Annotated in this window: 25 protein-coding genes; 23 read left to right on the top strand and 2 right to left on the bottom strand. The window is 43.6% G+C overall.

What is annotated here, in order from left to right; all coding sequences use genetic code 11:
* The first annotated feature begins 9 nt into the window (after positions 1 to 9).
* The 18 genes from MKZ12_RS08335 to MKZ12_RS08420 all read left to right on the top strand — a co-directional run bounded on the left by MKZ12_RS08335 (position 10) and on the right by MKZ12_RS08420 (position 12545).
* Positions 10 to 771 carry an aminoglycoside adenylyltransferase domain-containing protein gene (locus MKZ12_RS08335; protein ID WP_339259876.1) on the top strand — a complete coding sequence of 254 codons (762 nt, stop codon included), beginning with the start codon at positions 10 to 12 and terminating at the stop codon, positions 769 to 771.
* A 4-nt stretch (positions 772 to 775) separates the two neighbouring features.
* Positions 776 to 1030: a hypothetical protein gene (locus MKZ12_RS08340; protein ID WP_339259878.1), complete on the top strand. Its 255-nt coding sequence runs from the start codon at positions 776 to 778 to the stop codon at positions 1028 to 1030.
* Entirely contained in the window at positions 1014 to 2012 is a 999-nt protein-coding gene (locus tag MKZ12_RS08345) for a phosphotransferase (RefSeq protein ID WP_339259880.1), read from the top strand. The genes MKZ12_RS08340 and MKZ12_RS08345 overlap by 17 nt, the downstream gene beginning before the upstream one ends.
* A gap of 48 nt (positions 2013 to 2060) precedes the next feature.
* A complete protein-coding gene (locus MKZ12_RS08350; RefSeq protein ID WP_339259881.1) occupies positions 2061 to 2900 on the top strand; it encodes a GNAT family N-acetyltransferase in 840 nt (279 codons plus the stop codon).
* A 30-nt stretch (positions 2901 to 2930) separates the two neighbouring features.
* A complete protein-coding gene (locus MKZ12_RS08355; protein ID WP_339259883.1) occupies positions 2931 to 3521 on the top strand; it encodes an HD domain-containing protein in 591 nt (196 codons plus the stop codon).
* A 39-nt stretch (positions 3522 to 3560) separates the two neighbouring features.
* A complete protein-coding gene (locus tag MKZ12_RS08360; RefSeq protein WP_339259884.1) occupies positions 3561 to 3893 on the top strand; it encodes an HIT domain-containing protein in 333 nt (110 codons plus the stop codon).
* Positions 3894 to 4072: 179 nt separating this feature from the next.
* Positions 4073 to 4216, top strand: coding sequence for a hypothetical protein (locus MKZ12_RS08365; protein WP_181155325.1), 144 nt, complete (start codon positions 4073 to 4075; stop codon positions 4214 to 4216).
* Positions 4217 to 4323: 107 nt separating this feature from the next.
* On the top strand, positions 4324 to 5103 hold the full coding sequence (locus MKZ12_RS08370; RefSeq protein WP_339259885.1) for a hypothetical protein: 780 nt from the start codon (positions 4324 to 4326) through the stop codon (positions 5101 to 5103).
* A 130-nt stretch (positions 5104 to 5233) separates the two neighbouring features.
* Entirely contained in the window at positions 5234 to 5914 is a 681-nt protein-coding gene (locus MKZ12_RS08375) for a zinc dependent phospholipase C family protein (protein WP_339259886.1), read from the top strand.
* A gap of 93 nt (positions 5915 to 6007) precedes the next feature.
* Positions 6008 to 6430, top strand: coding sequence for a hypothetical protein (locus MKZ12_RS08380; protein ID WP_339259888.1), 423 nt, complete (start codon positions 6008 to 6010; stop codon positions 6428 to 6430).
* A 27-nt stretch (positions 6431 to 6457) separates the two neighbouring features.
* On the top strand, positions 6458 to 7036 hold the full coding sequence (locus tag MKZ12_RS08385) for a GNAT family N-acetyltransferase (protein ID WP_339259889.1): 579 nt from the start codon (positions 6458 to 6460) through the stop codon (positions 7034 to 7036).
* Positions 7037 to 7178: 142 nt separating this feature from the next.
* Positions 7179 to 7676 (top strand): PH domain-containing protein, encoded by a 498-nt coding sequence (locus MKZ12_RS08390; RefSeq protein WP_339259891.1) that lies wholly within the window; start codon positions 7179 to 7181, stop codon positions 7674 to 7676.
* Positions 7673 to 9235: a PH domain-containing protein gene (locus tag MKZ12_RS08395; protein WP_339259892.1), complete on the top strand. Its 1563-nt coding sequence runs from the start codon at positions 7673 to 7675 to the stop codon at positions 9233 to 9235. Before MKZ12_RS08390 ends, MKZ12_RS08395 begins: the two co-directional genes overlap by 4 nt.
* A 75-nt stretch (positions 9236 to 9310) precedes the next feature.
* Positions 9311 to 10087, top strand: coding sequence for a Cof-type HAD-IIB family hydrolase (locus MKZ12_RS08400; protein ID WP_339259894.1), 777 nt, complete (start codon positions 9311 to 9313; stop codon positions 10085 to 10087).
* A gap of 109 nt (positions 10088 to 10196) precedes the next feature.
* Entirely contained in the window at positions 10197 to 10367 is a 171-nt protein-coding gene (locus tag MKZ12_RS08405) for a YHYH domain-containing protein (protein ID WP_339240672.1), read from the top strand.
* Positions 10368 to 10402: 35 nt separating this feature from the next.
* Positions 10403 to 11065: an HAD family hydrolase gene (locus tag MKZ12_RS08410; protein ID WP_339259896.1), complete on the top strand. Its 663-nt coding sequence runs from the start codon at positions 10403 to 10405 to the stop codon at positions 11063 to 11065.
* A 297-nt stretch (positions 11066 to 11362) separates the two neighbouring features.
* Complete coding sequence (locus MKZ12_RS08415; protein ID WP_339259897.1) at positions 11363 to 11887, top strand: NUDIX domain-containing protein; 525 nt, start codon at positions 11363 to 11365, stop codon at positions 11885 to 11887.
* Positions 11877 to 12545, top strand: coding sequence for a DUF3298 domain-containing protein (locus MKZ12_RS08420; protein WP_339259899.1), 669 nt, complete (start codon positions 11877 to 11879; stop codon positions 12543 to 12545). Before MKZ12_RS08415 ends, MKZ12_RS08420 begins: the two co-directional genes overlap by 11 nt.
* A 111-nt stretch (positions 12546 to 12656) precedes the next feature.
* Here the strand turns inward: MKZ12_RS08420 and MKZ12_RS08425 are convergent, their stop codons facing one another.
* Positions 12657 to 13817: a glycosyltransferase family 1 protein gene (locus tag MKZ12_RS08425; RefSeq protein ID WP_339259900.1), complete on the bottom strand. Its 1161-nt coding sequence runs from the start codon at positions 13815 to 13817 to the stop codon at positions 12657 to 12659.
* Between the two features lie 427 nt (positions 13818 to 14244).
* Here MKZ12_RS08425 and MKZ12_RS08430 point away from each other — a divergent pair, with 427 nt between their 5' ends.
* Positions 14245 to 14814 (top strand): hypothetical protein, encoded by a 570-nt coding sequence (locus MKZ12_RS08430; RefSeq protein WP_339240681.1) that lies wholly within the window; start codon positions 14245 to 14247, stop codon positions 14812 to 14814.
* A 27-nt stretch (positions 14815 to 14841) separates the two neighbouring features.
* A complete protein-coding gene (locus tag MKZ12_RS08435) occupies positions 14842 to 15126 on the top strand; it encodes a hypothetical protein (protein ID WP_339259901.1) in 285 nt (94 codons plus the stop codon).
* Positions 15127 to 15279: 153 nt separating this feature from the next.
* On the opposite strand, the gene MKZ12_RS08440 is transcribed toward MKZ12_RS08435, so the two are convergent.
* Entirely contained in the window at positions 15280 to 16053 is a 774-nt protein-coding gene (locus MKZ12_RS08440; protein ID WP_339240684.1) for a sporulation protein, read from the bottom strand.
* A 184-nt stretch (positions 16054 to 16237) separates the two neighbouring features.
* Between MKZ12_RS08440 and MKZ12_RS08445 the strand changes: the two genes are divergently transcribed.
* From MKZ12_RS08445 to MKZ12_RS08455, 3 genes are read left to right on the top strand one after another with little or no spacing between them, the layout of a single operon-like run.
* Complete coding sequence (locus MKZ12_RS08445; protein WP_339259902.1) at positions 16238 to 16678, top strand: cupin domain-containing protein; 441 nt, start codon at positions 16238 to 16240, stop codon at positions 16676 to 16678.
* Between the two features lie 19 nt (positions 16679 to 16697).
* Positions 16698 to 17246, top strand: a complete 549-nt coding sequence (locus MKZ12_RS08450) for a hypothetical protein (RefSeq protein WP_339259903.1) — start codon at positions 16698 to 16700, stop codon at positions 17244 to 17246.
* Positions 17246 to 17785 carry a GNAT family N-acetyltransferase gene (locus MKZ12_RS08455; protein WP_339259905.1) on the top strand — a complete coding sequence of 180 codons (540 nt, stop codon included), beginning with the start codon at positions 17246 to 17248 and terminating at the stop codon, positions 17783 to 17785. The genes MKZ12_RS08450 and MKZ12_RS08455 overlap by 1 nt, the downstream gene beginning before the upstream one ends.
* Positions 17786 to 17797 lie beyond the last annotated feature (12 nt).

A 17797-nucleotide genomic window follows, 5' to 3' on the forward strand; every position in this document is an offset into this window, starting at 1 on the left:
TTGCTTCTGTTGAATGAAAAGACGGTTTTGGATAGCGTTACTCGTGTCTTGAAAGAAGAATTAACGGATGCCTTGGTGGGAATCTATCTACACGGCTCTATGGCCATGGGATGCTTTCATCCGAATCAGAGTGATATCGATATATTGGTCGTTAGCCGGGAAAATCAATCTGCCGACACCTATCGAAGGATTGCACAAAAGTTAATGCAGATTGAAGATGAGATGCGCATTACGAAAGGGTTTGAACTCAGTATCGTACTGGAATCCATGGTTGTTGCTATGCCTTACCCTACACCTTTCGAATTTCATTATTCTGCTTATCACCGGGAGAAATATCGGACGGATGAGCAATATCTATGTGGTGGATATGAAGATCCAGATCTGGTAGCACATATGGCGGTCATCTATGATCGAGGTATTGTGCTGGATGGTACACCCATTAAGGATCTGTTCCAACCGGAAAATCGTGAACATATGATTGCATCAATTACATCGGACGCGAGTTCAGCTTTGGAAGAAATTGTGGACAACCCAGTTTACTATGTACTGAGTCTGTGCCGTGTTCTTTTGTACGTGAGAGATTCAGTCAGTCACTCCAAACGAGAAGCAGGAGAATGGGCGCTCACAGAGCTACCCTCTAAATACAAGGATGTCATCTCACAATGCCTTGCGAAGTACAATGGTGATCTGGAGAAGGTGAATTTGAGTGAAGCCTTACTTCTGGAGTATGCGGAATATATGTTGAATCAGATCCAACTGAAGGGAGATTAACATTTTGCAAATTTTTGATATTCGGCAGAAGCCGGAGGTGTTACAAGAAGCAGTACAGTATTTCTGGAAACATTGGGGCCAAAGTCTGGGTGGACAACTTCAAAACCATGCATTGAGTGAGGTAAAAGCAAAACGGTATAACAAGCTCTATTTGTGTACTGATCTGACCGATTTTTATGAAAGAAATAATTGGGACTATATCAGTAGAGGTTATCTGCTTGATGATGAAGAGACGAGAATCTATGAATATCAGATTTGACGAAATCCTTTCTCATTATTTCAAAGATACCGAGTATAGCTTGGGAGCCGTTCCATTTGGCTTGACGAATATGACCAAGATTCTTGTAATAGATGGACAGAGGTTTATCGCTCGTATCTATAACAGACATCTCAAAACGATCGATGGAATTGAACTTGAATGTGAAGTGACGGCTTTCCTTGAAGGCACCCCTTCTTCGTTTCAAGTCCCTCGCTTTCATAGGACAATAGATGGCCAAAACTATTTATTATTAGAAGACGGGACGCTTGCGGCTATTACTTCCTTTCTGGAGGGTACAGTACCCCAGTTGCATAGCGTAGACAGATCTATGAAGTTTGGGCAGTTGGTGGGAGAGTTTTCAACACGAATGCAGAGGTTCCCAATAGGCAAGCAAGTATACAGGGGGATTTCATTTACTAAGATGTACGAAATTCATCCGTTAGCTAACCAGCAGTCGATTAAGGCTTTTTACAAAAATTCACCTTTTGAATTATCAGTCTCAAAGGTTACCTTTTACCAGAAAATGATTAGAGAAATTGAGAGTTCCGAACTTCAGCTTGAGGTGTTACCACAACAGTTGGTTCATCATGATTTGTTAATTTATAATTTGCTCACTCAGAATGAGGAGATCACTGGTGTACTAGATTTTGATTTTATGGGTATGGATGCTGCGTTTATGGAATTCACAATTAGCTTTAACCATGTGGTTCAGGAATCCCAAGGATCATTGGAAATAATCGAGTCCTTTCTTCAAGGATACGGCAGTGAACGCAAGCATTTAGTGCTTGAGTTCGGTTATCTCCCTTTACTTACAAAAATCTATTATATAGCAGTACTTCATTTCTATATTGGTCAGCATTATGCCGGAGCAACGATTGAACACAACTTCACGTTTATGATTGAACAGTTTGAGAGGAACATGAATTGGCTAGAAAAGCATAATCTTGAGATTCAAGAATTGCTTAACAAATACTTGGTCTGATTATAATTGTAATGATTCCTGAGCTGTTGTTATAGGAGAAATAAACCTATGATTACCGAGATTAATAAACATGATTTCCACAAAGTAAAACATCTCACGGACTCGTGCCAGAATATTGAAGTAAAGGCGGTTGCGTCTGGGTTGAATCCGGGAAGGATCTATGTAGATGATGCGGCGAATATAACAGCAGCACTAATTTGGATACATGGACAATCTGGTTTTCAGTTGATCGGAGATTCTCGAAGTGAACCCTTTCTGAATGAATTGAACGAGTACATGCGGGAAAGTATCGAACCTGAGTTGTTGAACTTACATATTCATGGTGTTGAAATTGGTGTGGTGGACGAAGCCTGGGAAGATGTTCTCCAGCACATCTCTGGGAAAAGAGAGTTCTTCAGTGACATTCAGCATGTATTCAAATTGAATCCAGATCACATAAGTCATCAAATTCCTTTCGACATATGTGCTTCTCGGGACGAAGAAGTCAGAATTATCAGGATAGATGAAGTGATATTAGGAGAGAAAAGATATAACAATTCTGCATTTCTGATGGACAAAATCTCTCACTTCTGGACTACAATAGATGATTTTTTACAATATGGCTTTGGCTATATTGCAGTGCATAATGATGATATCGCGAGTGTTTGCCTCTCGGCTTTTATCGCAGATGAGACACATGCGGTTGATATTGAAACGGTTGAAGACTATAGAAGAAGGAATTATGGTGCGATGGTGGCAAAAGCTTTTGTAGAAGAATGCAACCGTGTAGGCATACATCCATATTGGGATTGTTCACCGGACAATGCGGGTTCCATTCGTCTGGCGCAGGGTGTGGGAATGTCACTGGATTTTAACTATAGAGTTTACTGGTACGATCTATCCACGTAGATGGGGGTCAGATATGAAGGAGGATGTGCTATGAGCGAATCATTACAGGATCAGATTCAATTTCTCATTGAGATTGATAAACTCAAAACGATTGAACGAAAGACGAGAATTATGCATGATGAGAGACTTGAAAATGATGCAGAGCATTCTTGGCATCTGGCAATGATGGCTTTGGTTTTACAGAGTCATGCCAACACGGATGTGGATATGCTCAAAGTCATTAAGATGCTTCTCGTTCATGATCTGGTTGAGATCGATGCCGGCGATACTTTTGCCTACGATACGGTGGGGTATACGGATAAATATGATCGTGAACTCAAAGCGGCTCATCGACTGTTTGGTATGTTGCCTAAGGAACAGGCTGAAGAACTACTCCACTTATGGTTAGAGTTTGAAGCAAAACAGACGTCTGAAGCACAATTTGCCTCATCTCTCGATCGATTGCAGCCTATTATCCACAACCATCAGAATGAGGGAGATACATGGCAGAAATATAACATTACAAGTGAACAGGTGTTAAACAGAAACCGTGAGATTGCGAACGGTTCCGAGACATTGTGGGAGTATGCGCAGCAGCTTATTCAGAAATCCGTGGATCAGGGAATCTTGACCAAATCATAAGTTTACGCTCTAACGTACGCACTTTGAAGAAGGGGGAGTATGATGACGCAGGACTTTTATTGTGATGAGGTGCTGAGTGGTAAAACGCAAGTTAAAGTTGTCATGGAAACCAATAACGTTATGGCTTATCATCACACTCGGCCCTACTACAAGCATCACATTGTTGTAATTCCCAAGATGCATATTCAGTCCTTCATTTCAGAAGAGGAAGAGAATAATAATGAGTTACTCTTAGAAATGATGCAAGTCATTAAAAAGGTAGCTGCTGACATGTTAGCTCAGACAGGCTCATCGAAGATTGTAACTAACTTGGGCAGTTATCAAGACTCGAAGCATCAGCATTGGCATATAGTCAGTGGTGAACGAACTTAGGAAACGGTAGACCGGTTTATAAATCTTCCACCTTTCATAAAGGGACGTGGAGGATTTTTTTTGTTTTGAATCAATAAGCATACCGAATAACCTTTACATCCACCATAAAAGTTAACTGAGGGAAAATATGCTAGAATAGGAAGTGATAATTTAATAGGTTCATAGGAGGAATAACAATTATGATTACAATGTTTCTAATGTTGATTAATGTGTTGTTATATGGACTCGGTGTGTATGCGCTGATCCTGTTTATTAAGCTGGCCCGGCGTGGGATTCAGGCACTGGATATCTACCTGTATGAGAAACGCGGCGAACGTTTCTAACGTTCACTATCTCACACTCGAACAGAATTATCATTTTTCTCTCAGTGTTTTATCTCTCCTAATCTAGTATGATTAACGCATCATTTCAGTAAAGAGAGGTTCACGACATGGAAGCTTTTTTAGAGCAGATTAACGAGTTAAACGAGCTTCAGAAGAACTTGGTTAGCCTACATCCTCTGTTTGCAGAACATTATCCAGTGGTTGTCGCCTATGAAGCTTTATTATATATCTATGATTATTCGTCCAAGACGCAGCAATATGAGTGGATAAAGACGGTGCCGGACGATTTATATATTCCAGATGAATGCCTTGCAGCCATGCCAGTCCCTCATATGGATGGACGAATGTGTGCAATTGTAACGGACGCAGCGTTCAAAGATCTGGAGCAGAAAGTCTATCTGTTCCACGAATATGTTCATTGTTATGTGTACGAGAAATATGATGAACGGATCGTGGACCGTCTCCAGATTAAACATAAAATGACGCAACTGAAGCGTGTGACATGGGAACTGGATTATGAATTTCCATATGAAGATGCAGTCGTTGTGGAGCGGATTAACGCATTGTTGTCTGCTTTGAAGAGTAAAGACCTAACACAAGTATACACAGCTAGAAAGGCGTTGTTTACTTCATTAACTGAAGAACAAGCTGAGTACTGGAGTTGGTTAGAGTGGAACGAGGGTTACGCGCGTTATATTGAGAATCTGATTCGGGCAAAATTCGGACAGGAAAGCAATCATATGGGAGACACAGCCCCGTTTAACCGCTTGATGTTCTATGAATGTGGGTCGGAATATATTAGTCTGCTTGTGAAGGAGCACCCGGAGTACCACACGGATCTGGAGCAATTGTTTGATCGAATGCAAGCGGAGAGAATACAGGATTAATCACGTATCTACGGTGAAAAGGTGAAACATAGCGGAGTCACACTATTCCAGTGATCTGTACGTTCCACCAGTAGGTATATCGTTTTTTTAATTAATGTAGAATACTTCCCGATAAAAGGAGATCAACTCTATGCCGCTACCCATGGTTCATCTCAATATTGCTAATCGGATTGCTGACTCGCTGCAAATGCAGGCTGATCGAGGTTCATTCTATCTGGGGAACATCGCCCCGGATTCCATACATATGCGTGAAGGCACAACCAGAGAGGATAAGGAATACACCCATTTTAACCCGAAAGATGATGGAGATTACGTTGGAGGGCTCCACGAACGCTACTCATCCTATATGCAACCACTCATCGATGAAGGATGGAAGTGGTTTGTGCGGGGGTACTTTATGCATGTGCTAACGGATTATTACTGGTTCCGCAGCGTGCATCCTGAATTTGTAGAACGGGTCAACAAGGCAGACTTATCCATAGGTACGAGTAGATCCAAGGAAGAACTGGCGCGTTTATACTATCAGGAGACGGACCAGATCGATTTTAATCTCTATCAAGGTTCGAGTTGGAGCGAAGAGGTGTGGCAGCTGCTCGACAGTTCACCAGGTTATGACATGATGGATCGCTTAACTGCTGATGAGATTATCCGTTGGCGGGATCACACGTTTTCTTTTCTTAATGGGGAAGAGCCGGGAATAACTCCTGAGTTCATTACGGGTGAGAGAGTTCAGGTATTTGTGGAAGAGACCGTAGAGCGACTGAGCACTTTGTTGTCTTCATGGGACCCTGAGTTACTTAACTGGATATGACAAGTTGAGTGCAATTGAGTCATTAGAACTGTATTTATTACTTCTCTGTTCATCACTTGTATTTAACACGAAGTCAGGGGGGGGGCACGCAGTATGGTGAGATATGTAGGAGTGTTGCTCGTAGTCGTCATTGCCACGATCATTGCAGGGTGCAGTCAACCGAATGAATCGAACGCGGAAGAAGGGCTTCCTGTACTAATCATTTTAACGTGTAATCCCAACCTCACCTCAGAACCATGCCAAGATGTTGAGTTTGATCGACCTGACGAGATTCGGATCATGATGGAAGCCATACATAAAGCTGAAAGTTTGCCGGGGAATCTGAATTATGGCACGCAGTACAAGATGAGTATTAATAATGCAGATGGTTCGGTTACCCGGTATGATTTTTCATTAGGAATGGATCCCAAAATGCAAGGACTGTTAGTAAACGAGGAAGACACGCATACTGGATATAGCATTGCTCTTGAGGATGCGAATCAACTAAGAAGACTGATTCAGCGACGTACAGATTAAGAAGGTATATGGAACGGAGAAGAACCTGTGGATGACAAAATTACTATTGAACCATTGACACGATCGGACGCAGATGGAGCGTATCAGGTATTCGAGACAACGATCCCGGCAGCATTTGAACAGGAGGGCATAGGCTCGCTACTGGATGATATCCAGGATGAAATAGCACATAAGAGAGCATTAATTCACACTGCATTGCAGCCAGATCATAACAAGGAAGCGAATATATTTTTCCTCGTGGCCAAAATGGGTAAGTCCATTGTAGGCACAATCTCGTATGGACCTTGTGGTGAGGAGATTCGAGAATGTACAGAGGGCAGGCTGAATGATATTGGAGAGCTGGGTAGCCTTTACGTGATGCCCGAGGTTCAAGGGAAAGGGATTGGTTCGGCGCTCATAGTCGCACTGGTTACTGAGCTTCAGCGGCGTGGAATCAAACAATTCTGCCTGGATAGCGGCTATCAAATCGCACAGAAGAAGTGGCAACGCAAATTCGGTGAACCCTATGTCGTAATGAAGAACTATTGGGGTGAAGGAACAGATCATATGGTTTGGCTATGTAAAGTACAGGATTTTATAGAGGTTGTTCAAAAAGCCCGCTTTTGATTACTAATAAAGAGATGACGACTTGTATTGCAAAGGAGTCATCTCTTTTACTAACGGAATCTTTCTGCATCGATCGTGGACGATTGTTCGTACATTGTATCATGTGTGTTTTTATGTACCCGAGGTAAAAAGGAGTGAACATATGTCAATACAGTGGAATACACCCGAGCAAAGGCTGTCCCCTCATGCGGTGAACTTGTGGAGAATTAGCGCCATCCTATGGAATATGATAGGTTTCCTGATCCTTGCCGTACTCCTAATACTCGACTCCATCTATGGATGGAAGACGTGGATTGGGTGGTTGTTGTGGGGCGTTACGGCCATATCGGTGCTCTATGCAGTGTGGGATATTTTCATCCAGCCTGCATGGTTATATAAGCATTGGTACTATGATGTGAATGAGGAGTTTCTGCAATTGAAGCGCGGGGCGCTAACCAAGGTACATCAGATTATCCCCATGGCGAAAGTGCAATCGGTTACAACAAATCAGGGACCTTTGATGCGAAAATATGGACTCTATTCCGTATCGGTTGGCACGATGGGGTCATCGCATGAAATCCCGGCATTGCCGGAGGAAGTCGCGTTTGCGCTCCGTCATCAGATTGCGTCCTATGCACGTATTAATGAGGTGGATGAATGATCGATATGAAGCGACATCATCCATTAACCATGCTGTGGAGTCTGTGGAAACTGGTGAAGAATTCGTTTGCCATCATCCTGTTTTTGTTTGTTTTCCGTCAGGGATCAGAGTCCCAATGGCTTTTCTATGGTAGGATCGCCTTTTATGCAGGTATCTCCATCGGCATCGTGTCAATCATCTGGAAGTGGTTTACTTCTCGCTATACAGCAGACGATAAGGCCTTTCACATATACAGTGGGGTGTTCAACCGTACTCGAAGAACGATACCGTATACCAAGGTCCAGAACGTGAACCGGCATACCACATTGTTCCATCGGTTGTTCCGCGTGACGTCGATCCGATTCGAGACAGGGATTAAGGGAGAAGATGCTACCTTTCAGTTACACGTTGTTTCCCTTTCCGAAGCGGAGCAGTTGGAGAAAATTGTAGCGGGTTATATCGCAGAAGATGCAGATACAGTAGAAGCAACAGAGGAACTTGATACGTTTGACGCAGTTAAGGCAATGGAAGACGAAGAGGCGCAATCCCACTCTGTTATAACCGATCAAGCCATGTCTCTGCCTGCAAAAGAGAAACAGGAACGGGTTGTTCATTATCATTCGACCCGCAAGGATATAATCAAAGCGTCGTTTACCTCGCTCAGCTTTCTCGTACTGATTCCAGTCCTGGGCACACTTTATTCCTGGGTGAAAGATTTCTTCCCCGATGAAGAAGTAACGGAAAGTTTATTGTTAACCTGGCTTGATTCCTGGTGGATTGCCGGTTTGATGATTTTGGTTTTATTAATCATATCTATTGCTCTGGGCATAGTCAGAACCTTCGTAAAGTATGGGAATTTTCAGATCACTTCGGATGCCAAGCGGATCTATATCACGAAGGGCATGATGGAGCAAACGTCATTTTCAATCCTGAAAGAACGCGTTCAGGCCGTAAAAATTACACAGTCTCCGATGAAAAGGTTGCTTGGATTAGCAGAAGTAGAACTCACCACTGCGGGTAGTTTGGGGGAATCTGAGCAGGAGGTGAACTCGCTCTATCCCTTCTTGCCGGTGAAGCAAGCCTATACCATGATTGAGGAGATCCTTCCGTCCTATCGGGTGACGCAGAAGATGGAAAAACTTCCACGAATATCACTATGGCTGCGCCTGTTCAAACCAAGCTGGGGGTGGATTGTGATCACAGGTATACTGTGGTACTTCAAACCATTGGTGTTTGGGCAGAAGCATGCCTGGTGGATGATTTCGGCGATTCTGCTCGTGTGGATTGCAACATGCAGGGTGATGGACTTTTTCCACACCCGATACATTCTGAATCAGAATTTCATTCAACTTCGAACAGGTGCGCTCACTTCAACACTTTTCATCTCCAAACGTGAGAAAGTCATCGAAGTACAGATCACCCGTAACGTGTTACAGCGCTGGTTCGGTGTGGCTTCCATTCACACGGTAAACCGTGCCAAACCTGTCCTGCATCATCATGCCCATGACATTCCCCTGGAAACAGCGGAATCATTTCAATCCTGGTACATGGGACGTACCCAAGATGTTCAGACCCGGTAAATCGCAAGAGCAAGTGCAGGAAGACCGCATCAGGTTATTCTGTACTTGCTCTTTTAATAGAGGAGGAAGGATATTTTGATGAAAGCTGTGTTCTTTGATGTGGATGGAACATTGCTGAGCGAAATAGATCGGAGTTTGTCACCGCGTACAGCAGAGTCGATCCGGGAATTGATTCGTAAAGGCGTTCAAGTCGTACTTGTAACAGGTAGACCCTATAATCTATGCGAAGAATTCAGAAATCTCGGAATTGAGACGATCATTTCGGCTAATGGGGCATTGATCAAAGCAGGTAATGAAGTGATACATAAGTCTGTACTTTCTGCACAGATGGTAAGAGCATTCAGTGAGTTTGCCGAGTTGCAGGGGCACAGTATTTCATATTTTACAGAATCATTTGAGACGAACGGGTTGTGTACAGCAGATGGTCGTGTTACTGATGCCTTAAGAGATACGCTTGGACTCATGGTTTCCCCGGAGAAAATCAGCACGTTGGAACAGGACGTATATTGCATCTGCTTATATGCGGATGAAGCGGAGACGGAGAAATTCCAATCCAGATTTCCTTCTTTACGATTCGTGAGATTCCATCCGTATGTAGTGAATGTGCTGGAAGCAAGCGAAGTCAGCAAATCGATAGCCGCAGAGAAAGTTCTCGACTACCTGAATATATCCAGAGAGGAGACGATGGCCTTTGGTGATGGGGAAAATGACGTTGATCTCCTAACGTATGCGGGAATCGGAATTGCGATGGGTAATGGCGGAGAACGAATTAAACAAAGCGCCGATTATGTCACCCTGCGGGCAAGTGAAGATGGGGTCACCCATGCATTGAAGCAATTTAAGATTTTATGAGAGTGGATCGGCTAAAAAGATGAAGGATATCCAAATTGTGGATTTTCGTGTAGAATGATATAGCACATATTAAGCCCTAAAGCATAGGGTGTTGATCGAAGGGTGACTTATGAAAAAAGTTGTTATCGTAATTCTGTCTCTTGTCGTACTTGTTGGTGTATCCTCTTCCGCTTATGCTCATCCAGGCAGACTGGATAAGAACGGTGGACATAACTGTTCAGCCAAATCCAAGCAAAAGGGTCTGTGCAAGGGTTATCACTACCATAAAAAGAAAAAATAAGCACTGCTTTACATTCTTGAACAGGGGGAAGAGGAATGAATCATATTAAAGCCGTTATTTTTGATTTGGACAATACAATTCTAAACAGAACGATGACCTTTGACGGATTCACGCAACGTTTAATGAACACTTATTTTGGTCACCTTGAGTCAACTGAAGAGATAAGCAAGCGAATTATTGAACTAGACCAGGATGGTTATAAGGACAAACCCCTCCTGTTCAACGAATTGTTGCATGAATTGCCATGGGCAGAGCATCCGCCACATGCAGAACTGATGGAGTTCTACGGCAGAGAGTATGTACGAAGTTCAGTTCTAATGGAACAGGCGCGAGAAGTCGTTCAGCATCTGCGGGGGAAATATCAAACCGGGTTAATTACCAATGGGCAGACTGATATTCAGTATGGGAAAATCGATCAACTCGGTATCCGGGATGACTACGACCATATTATTGTTTCCGAAGAGGCAGGAGTCAAAAAGCCTGATCCACGCATCTTTCAGCTTGCACTTGATCATTTCGGTCTAACCCCAGAGCAGTGCATCTACATTGGCGACCATCCGGTGAACGATATTCAAGGAGCAGCAAGCGTAGGTATGAGCACCATCTGGATGAAGGTCAACCAACCTTGGCAGGACAGCATCATGATTAGTCCTTTACATATGATTGAACATCTAAGTGAGCTAAAGAGACTTCTTTAGAAGAGAGTTTTATAAATTGAATATAACATTTACACAAAACGTAGAGGACAGAAAGAATCTGAAGAAGCGGAGCTAAAAGCTTTCTGAAAGAAAGCTACTTCGGAAGCATACACCTCGCCTTTATCCCCGGATTTACCCTCTAGGGAAAGTAATCAAAAAAATCTGGGGATAACAGCGATCGGAAGGTTGTTCTGTCATCGGAGTGGCTAGTGTAAAAATACTTTAGTTCAGTTTATATGGACAAGTAAATTTCAATATCACAGTTTCGAAAGCGAGGAACATATGGAGATTAGACAGATGGCTACAGCGTTTTTGAGCAATGGCTCAGACATGCTGATGATGAAGAAGGCGGGTAGCAGATTATTTGATTTTGAATTTTGGGGCGGTATTGGCGGGCATCTGGAGCAAGGGGAACTGAACGCACCCATGACCGCCAGCTATCGAGAGATTGAAGAAGAGACCGGGTTCAAGCCAGAGGATATCGAACACTTTCGACTTCGAACTATTCTGTTAGAGATTAGCGGTGGTGAGATTTGGCAGCAGTTTGTCTATTTTGGAGAGACGAAGCATCGACATTTTGTGCCCTCCGATGAAGGGGAGTTATTCTGGATCCCACTGGATGAGGTACTGGATTTACATGCGTCTATTCTGGTCAAAGCGACGCTTAGGCACTATTTACAACATCCGGGAGCAGAAGACATCTGGATTGGCAACGTTCAGATTGGAACAGACCTAAAGAGCACTCCACAGGTCATATGGAACAGAATACAGGAAACGAAATCATTTGAGCCAAAGGGGGTTATCGATAATATTGAAACATAGAACTGGAAGAAAAAAATGGAGATGGATAAATTACCTGTTGATCACTGTACTGATTGCTATCATTCTTCCGAGTAGTCATGTAGAGGCAGACAGCACGATTACAGTGAAAACGAAGGTCCAATATTACAAAGGACAGCCATACATACATCTAACAGGTGGAAAGAAATCTGTGACGGATAAGTTGAACAAGACGTTTAAACTCCACGCAGTGAAAGCAGCTCGCCTGGACAAAGAAGAAAAGCAATCAAACAAAGCTTATTTCTACACTACCATGGCCAGTGTAAAATACAATGCAAAAGAAAAGTTGTCTGTAGTATATGAAGATCATGTATACACTGGCGGAGCACATGGAATGGATGCGACAACATCATATAACTATGATTTAAGAACAGGGGAAGAACTGAAGCTAAGCGAGTATGTTAAAGATGATATTCAGATGGAGAAGGTAGAGAGATCCATCTCCAACAGTCTATTAGCCATGTATAATGCTGGAGTTTCTATTTTTGAAGAGAATATTTATGATTTTCAGCTTGATCAAACATCTGAATTCTTTTTGTATGACAAAGGGATTGTCATCCGATTCTATCCTTATGAGGTTGCACCCTATGCTAAAGGATTTGTAGATATCAAAGTCCCATACACTAAATTCAACCAATAGATATATGCAATAAAAGACATGATCCAGTTCAATGAGATCATGTCTTTTTATATCAATATCGTAATATCAATACATAATATGTCTTTAACGAATGAAGTCTTTACGACCAGATCAGGCTGTAATAATCCGATCTTTCGTTTGTCTGTTCCGATGTTCTATAGCTTCCTCATAATTCACGATCAATGTATCAAAAATATGCTCCCACGACCGCTGTTCAGCCAGCTTTCTGCCTTCCAGTCCCATCATCCTCAATTGGTCCACGTGATTTCCCCAGAGACATATCTCCCGAATCAGTGCATCAGCCTGACCTGGCTCGAACAATACTCCATTACGGTGGTGGGATACCAGATCCTTTACACCTCCGGCATTGGCTGCCACCACAGGAAGCCCTGAAGCCATCGCTTCCAGCACCACATTGCCAAATGTCTCCGTAGCGGAAGGAAACACAAACAGATCTGCCGAAGCATACATAACAGCAAGTTCTTCTCCATGCATATAGCCTGTAAAGGTGACATTTGGTGGGGAGTGCAGACGCATTTTGGGAAGAGATGGGCCGTCACCAACGATAATCCAGTGTACACGGGACTGCATCTTCTGGGGCAACTGTTGCATCGTAGTCGTGAGCGTAGCGATATCTTTTTCCGGGGCAATGCGTCCAACGTAGAGTAAAATAAGGGGAGCAGTGATGTGGTATCGTTCACGGATATCCGAGCTGCGTTTATCAGGGGAGTACAGGTTGCAATCAATTCCGCGAGACCAAAGCTTCAGACGCTGAATGCCTTGGACTTGAAGGGTGTTTATCGTTTCCCGAGATGGGGCAAGGGTTGCATCACAGGTGCGGTGGAACCATTGGATATATTTCCAATAGAGAGGGATCATACTTTTCAACCGGTAATATTCGAGGTAACGATCAAAGTGGGTATGGTAGGAGACAACATGTGGAAGGTGATGTTTGAGCGCATACCTCAGGCCAAGCAGCCCCATATTAAAAGGCGTGGCGATATGCAGCAGATCGGGTTGAAAGGTTTGCAGCTGCTTATGAGTGTCTGTTCTGTTTGGTAGTGCAATGCGGCATTCAGGATACAGAAAAAAAGGGATGTTGGCAACCGATCGGACTTGAGTCTCATGGCTTCCTTCAATGATGGAGTTCGGAGTAAACAGCAGATGTTCAATTCTTCTGCGGTTCAGATGGTTACTCAAGCGGTGGAGCGTGCCAGCAACACCATTGGTTTCCGGAAGATAGGTGTCTGTGAACAAGGCCAGGCGCATCATTACCCCTCCCATGACTCGTGATGCCAAGATCATAACAGCGGAACATTTTCCCGAGGTCAAGTGCATGTTAACTTGACGATATTCCCTGTAAATTTGATAACAGGATAGACATACTAACTACTATAGGTTCAACTTATATAATGTATTCTGCTATGATGTAATAACGTGTCGGCGTAGTTGAGCTTGATATTTACACGATAACGGAGAGGACAGAAAAAAACTGAAGAAGCGGAGCTAAAAGCTTTCTGCAAGAAAGCTGCTTCGGAAGCATACACTTCGCCTTTATCACTGGAGTTTCCCCGTTAATAAAGGGAATGAGAACAATCTGGGGATAACAGCGAGCGGAAGTTTATTCTGGCCGCGTAGTGGTCCAGTGTAAAAAAATCGTTTAACTATTCAGATAGAGAGATACAGGAGGCAGAGAAAGATGAACAAGTTACAAGAAGAACTGCAGGAGTTGTTACCACTCGATCAGTTTGAAGAGATGTCAGGTGAAGAAGTGGTGGGGAGTGTTGCCATGGACCTTTATCGGGCTGAATTCGCAACGATTCGAGAGAGTGGGCCGGAACTTCCGCAAGTATTGCGAGATATCATTCTAATCATCGATCTGGATACCGAGCTGTCCATGAACGGTATGACCGGTTTCCTTGAGAATGCCAGCGGGCAGTATCTGAGTGAGACGATAACAGCTATGGAACGGATCGGCAATGATGCAGATGCCGTGATCCTGAAGAAGATAGAGCAGATGTTGTCCGAAAGCGGCGTAACGAACGGGCAATTGCGAGATAATGTGAATGGCCTGTCTGAAGATGACATTACAACAAGCCTGCAAACGCATGGGGAACAGATTCATGAGGTATTGCAGGAGATTGAATTGGAAGCCGCGAATTTAAGCATGCAAGCAGATAACGAGGAAAGCTTCGACTTGCTGTATCAGTATGTGGATGCCAACAAAGGTCTGCTGAAAAAGGAGATGCAGCATTTCTTGTCTAATTGAATGGGAAGAGGGGGCGAAATGACAAACATGAACAAAAGATTAGCAACGGAATCCGTTCTGGTTACCCTGTTATTCATCATCGGTTTTGCAGCTTGGAATGTTGTGCAAGGCATGATCATGACCATGAATTACGCACCTGATCTGACAAGCACCGCTTCTTCCGTTACCCCATTGCAATCCAAGGTTGCCTTTGGAACTATGGTTCGATGGGATACAACATCCATGATTATTGCTGTTGCCGGGTTCATTTTGCTCGCCGCTGCATATTACGGTCTTCGATCAGGAATGCAACGCTGGACACAGCGTTCCTGAAGGTGTGTCCTCGTAAGCTACATGTCTGTCCCATGTTCCTTAGCTGTCTTTGCACGGGGAGAACTTCGAAGTCTTATTACCCGGAAAACCAAAAACCGTCCTTCATCAGATTTATCTGATAGAGGACGGTTTTATTTTTTCACAGACTACAGACTAGATATGTTTGGAAATAACCTCTTCCAGTCCTTGAGCGACAGAATGTGCACCCCGTGCCAGATGCCTTTCATACAGATGCAAGCGGACAAAACTTTCATCCGTCCCCATGGCTTCGGAGAATATTCCACTGAGCCCACGAGCACGGCGGTCGATCTGTAATAACAGTTCGAGCGAATCGCCCATTGGATAGAACAGGACTTCCAACTCATCCAGATGTCCACGGAACTTGTTTGTTGGTACATATTCGAATTCCTGCACAAATGGCAGATTTCCGCCAAGCTTCGGCGCATAGTCGTTGGTGACTTCACGCAGCTTGAAGCCAAGAATATCGATCGCATCGAGCACAGTATTCATGTCTTTGCTAGGAACAACATGCAGTCTGTCACGGTCTGATGGGTCCACCGCGCTTGAGATATCGAGCCCCGTTTCTACCCAAACTTCTGCACGATGCAGTGTAATTGGCAGATTTTCTGGCAGGTCAAATGAAAATTCTTTCTCCAATTTGGCTCCAGGCTGTAAAGTAAAACCTTCGGTGAGCAGGTATTTGGCGATAATGGCTGTTTCTTTTACTTTGCGATCATCGTGCTCCCGTATGTAATGGGTTTTGATTGAAAGATAGATTCGATCTACGTTCTGTTCCACATCTCCACCTTCAATGTACACAACCCCCGAGATGATTCCTCCAGGCGTGACTTCTGGGGTATGCAATTCCGTATTTACTTTGGCTGCTCCAACACCTACACTGGCTAACATTTTCTTGAAAAATGACATGCGCTCAACCTCCAGATCAGATGGTTTTATTATTGGGCATACATACGACTTCGACCTTAATACGGAAGCTGGGAGAGAAGCGTTTCAAATTTTGGCAAAGATATTCGCATATTCAAACAGGAGATTCGCTTAGTCGATGTCGAATGTTAGATTAAAGGGATTTTTTGTCAGGAGATGAAGACAATTGAACACAGAATTTTCAGAACAGAAATATGGTGAGACGGGTGTCAAAACCAGCTTTGAGCAGATGGCGAATGGGGAACAGAAATATAAAATGATATCCGAAGATGGCAGTTATTATTGCAGAACCGTTGCTTCTTCCCAGGGAGCATGGCAAAACAGTCATGTACATATCAGTCTAACGGAGTTTTATGTGGTGCAATCCGGATGGATTGCTTATGCCAGTTATGGAGACGATCAGGTGTTTTCCATTCGAGTGATGCGTGAAGGGGAGCATATTTTTGTCCAACCTGGAGTGCACCACAATATATATATGTCTGCACATAGCACGATCCATACAATCAAACATGGATTGAATACATCCAGTGATTGGATGGCATCACCTGAGTTGGATAGGTTAACTCAATCTGTAACAGAGAAGGAGCTGCTCCAGAAGTATGATTAACCAGACGGGAGGCAGACAGATGCGTAAAAGAACAATATTTTGGATTACGGGAATAACGATCATATTCTTGGTGACTCTGCTCATCTATAGCTATGTTATTCCAAGTGTGAATGCCAAAGATGTTGTGATGGCAGGTACCATCAGGCAGATTGATACGGATGCAGTTGAGGTAGAGTTAGAGATAACGCGAAAAAGAGAAGACAAAGATCAACATATGGTGTATCCCGTTGTCCCGGGGTGGGGAGGAGCCACATTCACTGAAGAACAAGATAATGCGTGGTACGTGCCTTCGTCTGTTGGCAGCTCCTATCTTGATCAAGTCATTCTGGAAGAGTATCTGAAGGTGCAGGGGAAAACGAGGAAATCAGCTGAGAATCTGATAGGGTTTGCAATCCCTGATGAGATGGGGAGTTACAAGTTGAGGTTTACGCTCAGATCCTTGGATGGAACGACTCAACCGCTTGAAAATCCCATCGTGTATTATGTTCACAACGAGCAGTTGTTGGGGAAGGATCTAAGTTGGGTTACGGGTGAAAATCTGGAGATCATTAAGGAGTATGCAGAGTGATGAGTGTATATGAATCAAACGGAATCACCGTACGTTTCTTGGAAACAGAAGATGAACACCAGCTGGTGAAGTGGCTGACTGACCCGGAAGTCCTTCAATACTATGAAGGCCGTGATCGGCCGCATGATCTGGAGCAGGTAAGAGAGCATTTTTACAATCAGGATGATGATGCTACCCGTTGTATCGTTGAGTATGCAGGAAGTCCCATAGGATACATTCAGTTCTATAAGCTTGAGGAAGAAGAACGAACGGAGTATGGTTATGGAGACACGGATGAGATCATCTATGGAACGGATCAGTTCATTGGTGAGATAGATTATTGGAACAAAGGTATCGGAACATTGCTGGTACAATCCATGCTGGCCTATCTCATTCATGAAAAACAAGCCCGTAAAGTGGTTATGGACCCTCAATCCTGGAACTTGCGAGCGATATCCTGTTATGAGAAATGTGGTTTTCAAAGGATTAAGCTGTTGGAGAAACATGAGCTGCATGAAGGGCAGATGAGAGACTGCTGGCTCATGGAATATGCACGTTAGAATATTAAGAGC

The organism is Paenibacillus sp. FSL R5-0713 (assembly GCF_037973325.1).
GTDB lineage: Bacteria > Bacillota > Bacilli > Paenibacillales > Paenibacillaceae > Paenibacillus.

Excerpts from the sequence above, each read along its gene's own strand:
- MKZ12_RS08355 (WP_339259883.1), top strand. The coding sequence starts at position 2,931 with ATGAGCGAATCATTACAGGATCAGATTCAATTTCTCATTGAGATTGAT.
- MKZ12_RS08350 (WP_339259881.1), top strand. The coding sequence starts at position 2,061 with ATGATTACCGAGATTAATAAACATGATTTCCACAAAGTAAAACATCTC.
- MKZ12_RS08455 (WP_339259905.1), top strand. The coding sequence starts at position 17,246 with ATGAGTGTATATGAATCAAACGGAATCACCGTACGTTTCTTGGAAACA.
- MKZ12_RS08345 (WP_339259880.1), top strand. The coding sequence starts at position 1,014 with ATGAATATCAGATTTGACGAAATCCTTTCTCATTATTTCAAAGATACC.
- MKZ12_RS08370 (WP_339259885.1), top strand. The coding sequence starts at position 4,324 with ATGGAAGCTTTTTTAGAGCAGATTAACGAGTTAAACGAGCTTCAGAAG.
- MKZ12_RS08395 (WP_339259892.1), top strand. The coding sequence starts at position 7,673 with ATGATCGATATGAAGCGACATCATCCATTAACCATGCTGTGGAGTCTG.
- MKZ12_RS08375 (WP_339259886.1), top strand. The coding sequence starts at position 5,234 with ATGCCGCTACCCATGGTTCATCTCAATATTGCTAATCGGATTGCTGAC.
- MKZ12_RS08410 (WP_339259896.1), top strand. The coding sequence starts at position 10,403 with ATGAATCATATTAAAGCCGTTATTTTTGATTTGGACAATACAATTCTA.
- MKZ12_RS08430 (WP_339240681.1), top strand. The coding sequence starts at position 14,245 with ATGAACAAGTTACAAGAAGAACTGCAGGAGTTGTTACCACTCGATCAG.
- MKZ12_RS08405 (WP_339240672.1), top strand. The coding sequence starts at position 10,197 with ATGAAAAAAGTTGTTATCGTAATTCTGTCTCTTGTCGTACTTGTTGGT.
- MKZ12_RS08360 (WP_339259884.1), top strand. The coding sequence starts at position 3,561 with ATGATGACGCAGGACTTTTATTGTGATGAGGTGCTGAGTGGTAAAACG.
- MKZ12_RS08415 (WP_339259897.1), top strand. The coding sequence starts at position 11,363 with ATGGCTACAGCGTTTTTGAGCAATGGCTCAGACATGCTGATGATGAAG.
- MKZ12_RS08425 (WP_339259900.1), bottom strand. The coding sequence starts at position 13,817 with ATGATGCGCCTGGCCTTGTTCACAGACACCTATCTTCCGGAAACCAAT.
- MKZ12_RS08365 (WP_181155325.1), top strand. The coding sequence starts at position 4,073 with ATGATTACAATGTTTCTAATGTTGATTAATGTGTTGTTATATGGACTC.
- MKZ12_RS08380 (WP_339259888.1), top strand. The coding sequence starts at position 6,008 with ATGGTGAGATATGTAGGAGTGTTGCTCGTAGTCGTCATTGCCACGATC.
- MKZ12_RS08435 (WP_339259901.1), top strand. The coding sequence starts at position 14,842 with ATGAACAAAAGATTAGCAACGGAATCCGTTCTGGTTACCCTGTTATTC.
- MKZ12_RS08440 (WP_339240684.1), bottom strand. The coding sequence starts at position 16,053 with ATGTCATTTTTCAAGAAAATGTTAGCCAGTGTAGGTGTTGGAGCAGCC.
- MKZ12_RS08450 (WP_339259903.1), top strand. The coding sequence starts at position 16,698 with ATGCGTAAAAGAACAATATTTTGGATTACGGGAATAACGATCATATTC.
- MKZ12_RS08390 (WP_339259891.1), top strand. The coding sequence starts at position 7,179 with ATGTCAATACAGTGGAATACACCCGAGCAAAGGCTGTCCCCTCATGCG.